General features: G+C 71.0%; 10 protein-coding genes. 8 read left to right on the top strand and 2 right to left on the bottom strand.

Annotated elements, in window-relative coordinates; translation table 11 throughout:
- Positions 1-358: 358 nt before the first annotated feature.
- Positions 359-1,138: a putative hydro-lyase gene (locus ACTOQ2_RS00165; protein WP_440097601.1), complete on the bottom strand. Its 780-nt coding sequence runs from the start codon at positions 1,136-1,138 to the stop codon at positions 359-361.
- A 492-nt stretch (positions 1,139-1,630) separates the two neighbouring features.
- Between ACTOQ2_RS00165 and ACTOQ2_RS00160 the strand changes: the two genes are divergently transcribed.
- The 8 genes from ACTOQ2_RS00160 to ACTOQ2_RS00125 all read left to right on the top strand — a co-directional run bounded on the left by ACTOQ2_RS00160 (position 1,631) and on the right by ACTOQ2_RS00125 (position 11,388).
- Positions 1,631-2,590, top strand: a complete 960-nt coding sequence (locus ACTOQ2_RS00160) for a LysR family transcriptional regulator (RefSeq protein WP_362676917.1) — start codon at positions 1,631-1,633, stop codon at positions 2,588-2,590.
- An 85-nt stretch (positions 2,591-2,675) separates the two neighbouring features.
- Complete coding sequence (locus tag ACTOQ2_RS00155; protein ID WP_440097600.1) at positions 2,676-4,178, top strand: S1 family peptidase; 1,503 nt, start codon at positions 2,676-2,678, stop codon at positions 4,176-4,178.
- Between the two features lie 88 nt (positions 4,179-4,266).
- Complete coding sequence (locus tag ACTOQ2_RS00150) at positions 4,267-5,793, top strand: hypothetical protein (RefSeq protein ID WP_440097599.1); 1,527 nt, start codon at positions 4,267-4,269, stop codon at positions 5,791-5,793.
- A gap of 98 nt (positions 5,794-5,891) precedes the next feature.
- Entirely contained in the window at positions 5,892-6,593 is a 702-nt protein-coding gene (locus ACTOQ2_RS00145; protein ID WP_362871813.1) for a response regulator transcription factor, read from the top strand.
- A complete protein-coding gene (locus tag ACTOQ2_RS00140; RefSeq protein ID WP_440097598.1) occupies positions 6,590-8,050 on the top strand; it encodes a sensor histidine kinase in 1,461 nt (486 codons plus the stop codon). Before ACTOQ2_RS00145 ends, ACTOQ2_RS00140 begins: the two co-directional genes overlap by 4 nt.
- 92 nt (positions 8,051-8,142) lie before the next feature.
- Positions 8,143-9,042, top strand: coding sequence for a polyphosphate polymerase domain-containing protein (locus ACTOQ2_RS00135; RefSeq protein WP_440097597.1), 900 nt, complete (start codon positions 8,143-8,145; stop codon positions 9,040-9,042).
- Between the two features lie 6 nt (positions 9,043-9,048).
- Positions 9,049-9,726 (top strand): DUF4956 domain-containing protein, encoded by a 678-nt coding sequence (locus ACTOQ2_RS00130; RefSeq protein ID WP_012891466.1) that lies wholly within the window; start codon positions 9,049-9,051, stop codon positions 9,724-9,726.
- Positions 9,727-9,735: 9 nt separating this feature from the next.
- Positions 9,736-11,388 carry a CotH kinase family protein gene (locus tag ACTOQ2_RS00125; RefSeq protein ID WP_440097596.1) on the top strand — a complete coding sequence of 551 codons (1,653 nt, stop codon included), beginning with the start codon at positions 9,736-9,738 and terminating at the stop codon, positions 11,386-11,388.
- 45 nt (positions 11,389-11,433) lie between these two features.
- Here ACTOQ2_RS00125 and ACTOQ2_RS00120 read toward each other — a convergent pair whose 3' ends face one another.
- On the bottom strand, positions 11,434-12,273 hold the full coding sequence (locus tag ACTOQ2_RS00120) for a sugar phosphate isomerase/epimerase family protein (RefSeq protein ID WP_440097595.1): 840 nt from the start codon (positions 12,271-12,273) through the stop codon (positions 11,434-11,436).
- Positions 12,274-12,335 lie beyond the last annotated feature (62 nt).

The following is a 12,335-nucleotide window of genomic DNA, read 5'->3' as shown; positions in this document are numbered from 1 at the left end:
ACGTTCCTCAAAGCAGGTGGGCAAAACGGCGTCGGCGGCGACGAGGCTCGGGAGCCGGGCGCCCCAGATCCAAGGGCGGGAGAGGGTGTTGAGCTGGATGGTGGCCGCGGCGGTGGCGTAGGCGATCTCTTCGGGATCGGCGAAGGAACTCAGGTTTCTCCGGCCCGCGACTGTATTCCAGAAAGGAACGTCGCACTGGCCTCCCCGGGCTTCGCGTCCCGGGCTTCGCACCCAGCCCCGCGCACGACCTCACGGCCGGCCGCCGCGCGGGTACGCCCCGCCGAGCCGAAGTGTCCGCCCCGCGCCCGGCGTCACGGACGGCCGCGCGACGACGGGAGACGGGCGCCGGGGAGCGGGATCACGGAACCTGGAAGCGGTCGTCCCTGGCGTCGGTGATCGCCATGTGGCCGGGCAGGTGACCGATGGCGAAGGACACCCCGCTCGCCATGACGGCCGCCTGCGGCGTCACCCCGCAGGCCCAGAAGACCGGCGTCTCCCCCGCCCGTATCTCGACGGGGGCGCCGAAGTCGGGCACGCCCAGGTCGGCGATCCCGATCTCGCCGGGGTCGCCGACGTGGATCGGCGCCCCGTGCACGGCCGGATACCTCGCGGTCACCCGTACGGCGGCCGAGACCAGGGAGGCGGGGACCGGGCGCATCGAGACGACCAACGGGCCGCTCAACGATCCCGCGGGACGGCAGGCGATCGAGGTGAGGTACATGGGCACGTTCGTCCCCGCCTCGATGTGCCGCACCGGCACCCCGGCCCTCAGCAGGGCGTCCTCGAAGGTGAAGCTGCAGCCCAGCAGGAAGGCGACCAGGTCGTCCCGCCAGACGTCGCGAGCGTCGTCGACGTCGGCCACGGCCCTGCCGTCCTCGTAGACGCGGTAGGCGGGCAGGTCGGTGCGGAGGTCGCCGCCGAACAGGCCGGTGCTCACCGCGCCGGGGTCGCCGACGTCCAGGACGGGGCAGGCGACGGGGTTGCGCTGGGCGAACAGGAGCAGGTCGTAGGCGAGCTCGCGGGGCACGGCGAGCAGGTTGGCCTGGGTCCAGCCCCGGCACCACCCCGCGGTGGGTGCCCGCAGCCCCTCCCTGAAGTGCTTGCGGGCCTGCGCGGGGGTGAGCGCCGCTACGTCCATCAGCGGATCATAGCCTCGGCCCCGCCTCCCGGCCAGGGTCCCTCACCCGCGCGGGAAACGCGCGACCGGCCTCCGCCGGTACGCGGCCGGGCGACGCGTCCCTCACCCGCGCGGGGAGTGCGCGAGCGACCTCCGCCGGTACATGATCAGGCAGCGGTGTCCCCAGCCGGCACGGGGAACGCGGGTGCCGGACACCGGCGGCTCCAGCGGCTCCGGCGGCTCCGGCGGCTCCGGCGGCTCCGGCGGCTCCGGCGACCGGAATATCGGTGAAGCCCGAATCCCAGGAATCTCGGATATCGGACACCACCGTCAGGCTGAGGCCAGGTGGAGCGGGAGTTCTCTAGATGAGATGACCAGTAAGGCGCTAAAGGATATCCATAAACATCCCGATCAAGGAGCCAAAATCCCTTTTGGAACGATTCGACAAAATTGAGTTACATTTCATGACATGTTTGCATTGCAGCTATAACGTCCCGGCCTTACGTTCCCGGTATGGATCTCGAGCTCCGACACCTCAAGATCGTGCGCGCGGTGGCACAGGCCGGCAGCGTCACCAAGGCCGCCACCCACCTCGGATTGGCCCAACCCGCCCTGACGGCGCAGCTCAAACGGATAGAGCGGGTTCTCGGGGGAGCTCTTTTCGAACGCGACCACAACGGCGCCAGGCCCACGCCTCTGGGGCAGCTGGTCCTGTCACGCGCGATGGTGCTGCTGCCCGCGGCCCGCGAACTCCAGGAGGAGGCACTTCGATTCGCCAACGCGAACGCCGACATCCCCAGCTACCGGCTGGGCGCCACCCACGGACCGATACTCGGCGGTCTGATGGACCGCCTCGCCACCGCCTGGCCGTCCACCCCGGTGAGCACCCACACCTCTTGGTCCGCGAGGGAGCTCACCGCCATGGTGATGCTGGGCCGGATCGACTTCGCGTTCATCGGCGCCTGCGGGGAGAGCCCCCCGCCGGTGGAGGGGCCGGTGGTGTGGTCGACCGTGGGGACCGATCCGGTCTTCGTGCTGCTCAACGAGGACCATCCGCTGGTGGACAGGGAGGAGGTGGAACTCGCGGAGCTGGCCGACGAGCAGTGGACGGTCACCCCCGGCGACAGCTGCTTCGGCGACTGCTTCGCCACGGCCTGCGCGCGCGCCGGTTTCACTCCCAAGACCATCTACGAGACCGACGTGGCCACCTGCATGCACCTGGCCAAGGTCGGCCGCGCCGCCGCGCTGTGCCAGGCGACCTTCCAGCCCGCCGAGGGGCTGAAGCTGGTGCCGCTCGCGGGAGCTCCGCTGCGCTGGCGGCAGTTGCTCGGCTGGCACCCGGAGGCGTCCAGCGCCGCGGTCGCGACGTCGATCCTCGAACACGCGAAGGCCGCGCATTCCGACGCGATCGGGCGGAGCAGGCGATACGCCGCGTGGCTGGCCGGGAACCCCGGGCTGGGCACCTCTCCATAACGTGACGATAGGAGATATCTGGTAGAGGCGCGCCTCATGTGTACGCCGTTACTTTGACGGCACCCCCCACATGAGGAGAGAACCCATGCTCCGCAGAAGTGCCGTGACAGCGGGCTTCGCGCTCGCTGTCGCGATGGTGGCCACCCCCGCCACCGCCGCTCACCAGGGACCCGGCGAACCGGCCGCCCCGTACACCCTCGCCGAGGCCCGGACACTGGTGCAGACCACCGCCAAGCCGTCACCGGGCCTGGTCGACGCCGTCCGGCGCGACCTCGGAGGCACCGCCGAGCAGGCCACGGCCAGGCTGATCAACGAGGCGGCCGCCGCCAAGATCGAGCCCGCCCTCCGCGGGCAGCTCGGCGCCGCCTTCGCCGGATCCTGGGTGACCGGTCCCACCTCCAACCTGGTGATCGCCACCAGCGACTCCACCAAGGTCGCCTCACTCGCGAAGTCGGGCGCGGAGGTCAAGCTCGTCAAGAACTCCCTGGCCACGCTCGACACGGCCAAGGAGCGGCTCGACCAGCTCGTGCCCACCGCGCCGAAGTCGATCCCGTCCTGGTACGTCGACCTGCCGAGCAACAGCGTCGTCGTGCTGGCCGGTGACGTCGCCGAGGCGCAGGCGTTCGTGGACGGCAGCGGCGTGGACAGGGCGCTGGTCCGCGTCGAGGCCTCGCAGGAGAGGCCCAGGCCCCTCTACGACGTCCGCGGCGGCGACGCCTTCTACATGGGCGGCCGCTGCTCGGTCGGTTTCTCTGTCACCCGCGGCAGCCAGGGCGGCTTCGCCACCGCCGGCCACTGCGGCACGCCGGGCACCGCCACCCAGGGCTACAACCGGGTCGCCCAGGGCACCTTCCAGGGCTCGTCCTTCCCCGGCAACGACTACGCGTGGGTCGCGGTCAACACCAACTGGACCCCGACCGGCGTGGTGAACGGCTACAGCGCGGGCATCCTTCCGGTGACCGGCTCCACCCAGCAGGTCGTGGGCAGCTCCATCTGCCGCTCCGGCTCCACCACCCAGTACCGCTGCGGCACCATCAGCCAGCACAACACGAGCGTCACCTACCCCGAGGGCACCATCACCGGCCTGACCCGCACCACCGTGTGCGCCGAGCCCGGCGACTCCGGCGGCTCCTACATCTCCGGCAGCCAGGCCCAGGGCGTCACCTCCGGCGGCTCGGGCAACTGCACCTTCGGCGGCACCACCTACCACCAGCCGATCAACGAGATCCTCTCGGTGTACGGGCTCACCCTGGTGACCAACGGGACCCCGCCGCCCACCGGCTGCAGCGGCTACCAGAACTCCTACACCGGCTCGCTGACGTCCAACGCCAACGCCTACCAGCCCGGCACCTCCGGCTACAGCGCCGGCGCGGGCGTCCACCGCGTCTGCCTGGACGGCCCCAACGGCACCGACTACGACGCCTACCTGCAGAAGCTGAGCGGCTCCACCTGGACGACCGTGGCCAGCGGGACCACCCCCAACCCGGATGAGGCCTTCACCTACAGCGGCACCGCGGGCACCTACCGCGTACGGGTGCACGCCTACAGCGGCTCCGGCTCCTACACCCTCGGCCTGACCAGGCCGTAGGGCTTCCCGCCGCCCTCCCCCACGAGCCCGTGCGACCTCGTGGGGGAGGGCGGCATCGCCATGCCCGGACGTCGAGAACAATGGAGGGATGAGCGACCTTCTGACGCTGAGCGAGGGCGCGGTGCTGACGCATCTCGCCACCCGGGCCGAGCTGGCGAGCGGGGTGCTGCCCGCCTCCGACGACCTGCGGCTGTGGGCCCGGCTGGCCGACGGCGAGGGGGTGCCGCTGGCGGGCGGTGGCCGGATACGCACCTCGCTCGACACCGGCGAGCCCGTCCTGACCGGCCCCGACGGCTGGCTCGACGGGGTGGAGCCCGAGCAGGTGGTCGCGCTGCGCCTGCGCGGTGGCACCCTGGAGCTGTCGGTCACCGAGCTGGACGACGTCCCCGCCGAGCGGGCGGTGCGGGTCGTCCAGGAGTTCGGGGAGCAGGCGCTCGACGCGCTGCGCGCCTTCGCCGAGGGGCTGGAGCCCAGTCCCGGCGTGCCGGTCGACGTCGTGGTCCTGGAGCTGCTGATGAAGGCCCCCGAGACCTTCGCCGACCCGCTGCCCCCGCTGTCGCCGCTGCTGCGCAACGCCTCGCTGGAGCTGCGCGACGGCCGGGTGGGCATCGTGGGCGCGCCGTGGGACACCGCGTCGGTCGCCGACCTGGCGCCGCTGGACATCATCAGGCTGGCCCTGGTGCGCAGCGCGCTGCGGACGTACGGCGAGGGCGCCGACCTCTCCAAGGCCGTCACCTACCTGTCGCGGTCGGAGGTGGTGCTCGCGAGGATCGCCGACGAGGTGGAACGCGAGCCGCTCGGCCCGGCGCTGGTCGAGGCCCTGCCCCGCACCGAGCCGGCCGCGCTGCTGCTGATCGCGAGGTCGGCCGAGGGCGAGGGCCGCTCGTTCGAGGCGTCGGGGCTGATCTCCGAGGTGCTCTCCCTCTCCCCCGGCATGGCACCGGCCGTGCGCGACGCCGCCGAGTACGCCGCGTGCCGCACCGACCCCGGCGCCCCGCTGCCCGAACGGGCCGCGCACCTGTTCCGGCAGCTGCTCGCGTACGCCTACCGCCCGGCCCGTCACCGGCTGATCGAGGACCTGATCGCGTTGAGCGTCCGGGTGGCCGAGCCCGCCCTGGCCGACCTGGCGCTGTTCGAGAACGACGTCGTCGGCGAGTTCCTGGACGCGCGGGCCGAGTGGCTGCGCGACGACGAGGTGGAGCTGCTGGAGTCCTGGCGGCGGACGCCGCTGCGGCTGTGGGAGGTCCTCGGCGTGTCCGGGGACGAGATCACCGTGGCCGCCGCCGGCGACGGGGGCGAGGCCGGGGAGCGGGTGACGCTGACCGACGAGCTGCTGTCCGGGCAGGCGCTGCCCGGGGACCTGATGCTGACCAGAGTGCTGGGCGACGGGACGGGGCCGCACGTGTTCGGCCACCCGTTCAAGGTCGATCCTGAGCGCAGGGAGGAGATGCTCGCCCTGCTCGCCGACCCCGTCGACCCCTACGCGGTGGCCGCCTTCTTCAGGCGCCCCCGCCGGGCACCGGGCGCCGCGGGCGCGCCCGGCGGGACGGGCGGGACGGGCGGGACGGGCGGGACGGGCGGGACGGGCGGGACGGGCGGGGACGCCGGTCGCTGAACGACTCCGTCGCTCCCGCCGGCACCTTCGGGCAGGGCCGCCCGTGCTCGACCGGCCGCTCTCACCGTTCTCTCACGCCGGGCAGGTAGAACGAGGTCGTGAACGAACAACCCGCCGTGAAGGTGCTGGTCGTCGATGACGAGCCGAACATTCGCGAGCTGCTGTCCGAGGCCCTGGAGTTGAACGGCTTCGCCGTGCGGACCGCCGCGGACGGCCGCCAGGCGCTGGAGGCGGTGGCCCGGGAGCGGCCCGACATCATCGTGCTGGACGTGATGATGCCCGCTCTGGACGGGTTCACGGTCGCGCGCAGGCTCCGCGAAGCCGACGACAGTCCCCTGCTGCTCTTCCTGACCGCCAAGGACGCGGTGGCCGACCGGATCGCCGGGTTGACCGCCGGTGGTGACGACTACGTGACCAAGCCCTTCAGCCTGGAGGAGGTGGTCCTGCGGCTGCGGGCGATCATGCGCAGGATACGGCCCGCGCAGGAGCAGGTCGACGACGGCGTGCTGCGCTACGCCGACCTGGAGCTCGACGAGCAGGCCCACATCGTGCGGCGGGCAGGGCGGGCGATCCACCTGTCGCCGACGGAGTTCAGCCTGCTGCGCTACCTGATGATCAACGCCGAGCGGGTGGTCAGCAAGGCGCAGATCCTCGACCGCGTGTGGGACTACGACTTCGACGGCGAAAGCAGGATCGTGGAGTCCTACATCAGTTACCTGCGGCGGAAGATCGACGCTGAGGGCCCGCCGCTGATCCACACGTTGCGCGGTGTCGGCTACCGGTTGCAGGGCCTCCCGTGAGACGGGCCTGGCCCCTGCGGCATCGGCTGCTGGCCGCGCTGCTCGGTCTGTGCGCGGTCGGGCTGGCGGCGTTCGCCACCGCGAGCGTGCTGCTGCTGGAGCGTTCGCTGCTGTCTAGGGTGGACGCCCAGCTGACCGAGACGGCCGTCACCTTCGGCCGGCGCCCGCTCCCGCCCCTGCCACCGCCGCCGGTGGCCAGGGGACAGTCCGTCCAGATCCCGACCCAGTTCAAGATCGCCTTCTACGACCCCTCCGGGACCTTGCTGCGCAGTCTGCCCGTCGAGAACGGCGACGGGCCCGTCGTCCCCGCCGCGGCGATATCCACCGTCCCCCAAGACCCGATCACCGTGCCAGGCACGGGGACGGGTCAGTGGCGGGTGCTGGTCAGGAGCCTGCCCGACGGCACCAGGCTGACCGTGGCGATGTCGCTGGAGCCCAGCCGGGCGACCGTGCAGCAGATCCTGGTCATCGAGGCGGCGGCGGGCAGCCTGGTGCTGCTGCTGCTGGGCACGCTCGCCTTCGCCGTGGTACGGCTGGGCCTGCGCCCGCTGACCCGCATGGAACAGACCGCCGAGGCCATCGCGGGCGGGGACATCGACCGCAGGGTCGGTGACACCGACCCCGACACCGAGACAGGCCGCCTCGGCGGCGCGCTGAACACCATGCTGGAACGCCTGGCCACCGCGCTCCGCGAGTCCGAGCGCTCCGAACGGCGGTTGCGGCACTTCGTCGCCGACGCCTCGCACGAACTGCGCACCCCGCTCACCTCCATCAGGGGCTTCGCCGAGCTCTACCATCACGGCCAGGACGCCAGGGACCCGGTGGCCGAGCGGCTGCTGCGCAGGATCGAGGCCGAGGCCGAACGCATGGGCGTGCTGGTGGAGGACATGCTGTTGCTGGCCAGGCTGGACCAGGAACCCGCGCTGGAGCCCAGCGTCGTGGACCTGCACGTGCTGGCCGGAGACGTGGTGCACGCCGCTCGCGCCCGCGATCGCGAGCGGCCGATCCGGCTGGTCATCTCCGACGGTCCGGTGTTCGTGCGCGGTGACGAACGCCGCCTGCATCAGGTCATCGCCAATCTGGTCGGCAACGCCATCCAGCACACCTCCCCGGGCACCGAGATCGGCCTCACCGTCGCTCCGCGCGCGGTCGCCGGGGTTCCCGCTCCCGGCGTCGTGCACGCCGGGGCCGGACCCGCCCCCCACCGCGGAGCCGCGCTCGTCGAAGTGCGAGACGAGGGGCGGGGCATCGATCCCGAGCACCTGCCGTACCTGTTCGACCGCTTCTACCGGGCCGATCCTGACCGCTCCCGCGACAGCGGAGGTACCGGGCTGGGCCTGGCCATAGCCGCCGCGCTCGTGCGGGCGCACGACGGCCGGATCGAGGTGACCAGCGCCCCCGGCCGCGGCACCGCCTTCCGCGTGCTTCTCCCGCTGGAGCAGCCCCAGGACGGCTGAACACCCACCGGCGGTTCATCTTCGCGTCGGACGCGGTTCACACATTGTTCCCAGCTTGGTGCTGTCAGATGTGTGCCGACGAAAGGAGGAACATGCTGGCAAGGTTCCGCAAACCAGCCGTCTCCGTGGTCCGCGACGGCGATCGAAGCGGGTCCGGCGCCGAACCGGCCGGTGACCGGGGTCACCGGCTGCGGGCCCCGAGCAAGCTGCACGCCTTCAACCGATATGAGATCAAGTACCTCGTGGAGGCGTCGGAGGCCGCCGCGCTCAGGGAGGAGATCGAGCAGCGGCTGGATCGCGACCGTCACAGCGGCCAGGAGGGTTACGGCATCTGGAGCGTCTACTACGACACCCGGCAGCTGCGCTTCTACTGGGAGAAGATCGAGGGCCTGAGGTTCCGCAGGAAGCTGCGGGTGCGCCACTACGGCGACCGGTTCGCCGTGCGGGACGATACGCCGGTGTTCGTCGAGATCAAGCAGCGGGTCAACCGGGTCACGCAGAAGCGCCGGGTGAGCCTGCCCTACCGGGACGCGCTGCGCCTGTGCGGCGGCCGGCAGATGGTCGAGCACGAGCCGTCCCAGCGCGCGTTCCTGCAGGAGGTGCTCGACCTCGTCTCGCGCCTGGACCTGCGGGCCGTCGCGATGACCGGTTACACCCGGCACGCCTACGTGGGCCGCGACGCCGACGTGGGCCTGCGCGTCACCTTCGACCACCGCGTCCGGGGCCGTGACCGCGACTTCCACCTGGGCGCCGACGCCGAGAACAGGCTCATCGTCCCCGCTCACATGGCCATCGTGGAGGTCAAGGCCAACGAGCGCGTGCCGTACTGGCTGACCGACCTGACCGCCAGGCGGAACCTGCAGGTGGTCCGGGTCTCCAAGTACTGCCAGAGCGTGGAGGCGCACGGGCTGGCCCCCCGCTCGGTCTTCCACATCCCCGACCACGATCTCGATCTCGGCCGCAACCGGCCGACCGTTCTCCCGGAGGCATGACACCGCATGGACTTCTCCTTCCAGGACCTGTCCGGCACGTTCAGCGTGGCCGACATCGCGATCGCGATGTCGCTGTCGTTCGTGCTCAGCGCGATGATCGGCTGGGTGTACCGGGCCACGCACCGCAACGTGTCCTACAGCCAGTCCTACGTGCAGACGCTGGTCATCCTGGGCATGCTGATCTCACTGATCATGCTGGTCGTCGGCTCGAACATCGCCCGCGCCTTCGCCCTGGTCGGCGCGTTGTCGGTGGTGCGGTTCCGCAACGCCATCAAGGAGACGCGCGACGTCGGGTTCATCTTCCTCGTCATGGGCGTCGGGATGGCCGTCGGTACCCGCTTCTACCTGCTGGCCGTCGTCGCCGCCGTGGCGATCTCGCTGATCATCGTGGTCATGCACCGGTTCAACTGGTTCCAGCTCAACGTGCGGCGGCAGGTGGTCAAGGTGCAGGTTCCCGCGGACGAGGACTACACCGCGGCCATCCAGGACGTGCTCATCCGGCACACCGAGGAGTTCGAGCTGGTCAGCATGGAGTCGATCCGCGGGGGCGCGCTGACGGAGCTGATGTACACCGTGAAGATCAAGAAGGGCAGCGAGCCGGCCGACGTGATGGCCGCGCTGCGCGAGCGCAACCACGGCCAGTCGGTCACCGTCCTGACCGGATACGACCAGAGCGACCTGTAGGCCGGCACCATGACGCAGCTCAAGCATCGCATCCCGGTCAAACTCCGGCACAACTGGAAGCTGGTCGTGCTGTGCGCGGCGTTCCCGGCCCTGTGCTGGGGTGTGCTCGGCAGCGGGATGATCCGCCCGTACGTCGCCGTCTCCCAGGCCGCCGAGGCCGAGACCGTCATCACGAACCTGACCGGCACCAAGGACCTGTTCGACACCTCCGTGGCGCACGAGGTGAAGCTCACCTTCACCGACGCGGCCTACGAGGACATGCTGAGCGAGTACTTCAAGGACGGCGAGAAGAAGTACCTCGAAGCCGACCTGACCGTCGACGGCATCCGCGTCCCCAGCGTGGGTGTCCGGCTCAAGGGCAACTCCACCCTGGCCGGGCTGACCTGGAAGGGACAGTCCAGGCAGCGGGGCATGCCCGGCGGCGGACAGCGGCGCGGAGGTGTGCCCGAGGGTTTTCAACCACCCGAGGGTTTCCAACCACCCGAGGGTTTCCAACCGCCCGACGGTTTCCAACCACCCGAGGGCGGCGGGCCACCCGAGGGCTCCCGATCACCGGGCGATGGGCCGCCGACCCGGCAGCATGGCGAGGGCGGGCAGCCCAGGGGCGGCGGGTTCGGCGCGTCCTTGAAGGGCGAGGAGCCGGAGAACCTGCCGTGGCTGATCAGCTTCGACGAGTTCGTGGAGGGCCGCCGCTACCAGGGGCACAGCCAGGTGGCCGTACGGCCGGCCGCGATGGGCTCGACGACGATGCTGAACGAGGCGCTGGGCATCGCGCTGGTCGGCGCCTCCGGTGAGCCCACCCAGCGTTCGGCCCACAGCGCCTTCACCGTCAACGGCCGCGCCTCCACACCGCGCCTGCTCGTGGAATACCTCGACGAGGGCTACGCCGAAGGCCTCGGTGAAGGCGTGCTGTACAAGTCGCTGGCCAGTGGCTCCTTCACCTACAAGGGCGAGGACCAGACCGGGTACACCACCGACTTCAAGCAGGTCAACAAGGTCGGCGGCCAGGATCTGCAGCCGGTCATCGATCTGGTCAAATGGGTGAACCAGGCCTCCGACTCCGAATTCGCCGCGGGCCTGGGCGAGCGTTTGGACGTGGAGTCGTTCGCCCGTTATCTGGTCCTGCAGAACCTCATGGTCAACTTCGACGACATGGCCGGCCCCGGACGCAACTACTACCTGTGGTACGACCTGGACACCAAGAAGTTCAAGGTCATCACCTGGGACCTCAACCTCGCCTTCAGCGGTGACGCCAAAAGCGGGGTGAACGACACGATCACGATGGGCTTCGGCCGGGGACGTCCTCAGCAAGACCAGCAAGCCCGGCAGGCCCAGCCGTCTCAGGGTCTCGCCCCGCCCCAGGGCGGCCGGCAGCAGCGTCCGGAAGGCGGCGCCATGATGCGCGCGGGCCACCCTCTGAAGGAGAGGTTCCTCAAGAACGCCGCCTTCAAGAAGGTCTACCAGGAGCAGTATCGCGCCCTGTACGCCAAGCTGCTCGGCAACGGCACCGCATCCGGCCTGCTCGACGATCTCACCACGTCATACAAGCTGAACGAGAACGCCGACACCGCCAAGGCCGACACCGAGGCGCAGAACCTGCGCACGTTCCTGCAAACCCGTACCCAGACGCTGCGGTCCGACAAGGCGATCGGCGGCGCGTGACGTCCTTGCGATCACTCGGGTTCCGGCCGCCCCCACCTCGCGAGGTCAGAGGGTGCGCAGGAAGGCCAGGCCCGAGGTGGCGAGGGCGTCCTGGGTCTCGGCGAGGGGACGCCAGATCGAGGCGGCGACGGCGATCGTCTGGTTGTGCGCGGTGAACGACTCGATGTAGAGCGGGCCCCGGTAGTCCACGGCGCGCAGGGCGTCGGCGAGGGCGGGCCAGTCGAGGTGGTCGGCGCCGGGCGCGCCCCGGTCGTTGGCGCAGACCTGCACGTGCGCGACCAGGTCACCGGCCCGCCGCACGGCCGCCGCCGGGTCCCGCTCCTCGATGTTCATGTGGTAGACGTCCAGCGCGAGGCCGACGCCAGGGATCCCGCCGACCGCCTCGACGGCCTGCTCGACGGTGTTGATCAGGCTGGTCTCGTAGCGGTTGAGCGGTTCGACGGCGACCGTCACCCCGCGCTCGGCCGCGTACTCGCCGACCGGGGCCAGGTTCTCCCGCAGCTCGGCGTAGCAGGCCTTGCGCTCCTCGTCCGACATCCGCCAGGTCCGTCCCACCGAGGCGTAGGCGGGTCCGCCGATCACCGGGCTGCCCACCGCCACCGCGGCGTCCACGCACCCGCGCAGGTAGTCCTGGGTGGCGGCGACCGTCGCCGCGTCGGCGCCGACCAGCTCCCTGCCCGGCGCCATGGCGAGCACCACCGAGGCCTTCAGCCCGAGGTCCGCCAGCAGGTCGGCCGCCCGCGCGGGATCCCAGTCGCCGGCCTGCTCCACGGGCAGTTCGATCGCGTCGAACCCCCAGGCGGCCACCTGCGGCGCCAGCCGGGCGAGATCCTCGTCCGTCAGCGGTGAGACCCATACCCACGTGTTGACCCCGATGGGGAACATCGGCAACCTCTTCCCTGAGTTCGGTGCGGGCTCGTCGTGAGCCCGCGGACATGGCGGCGGGT

The sequence above is a fragment of the Streptosporangium sp. H16 genome (assembly GCF_051918855.1).
Taxonomy (GTDB): Bacteria; Actinomycetota; Actinomycetes; order Streptosporangiales; family Streptosporangiaceae; genus Streptosporangium.
The sequence above is the reverse complement of the archived record's forward strand: the minus strand, read 5'-3'. Positions and strand labels throughout refer to the sequence as shown.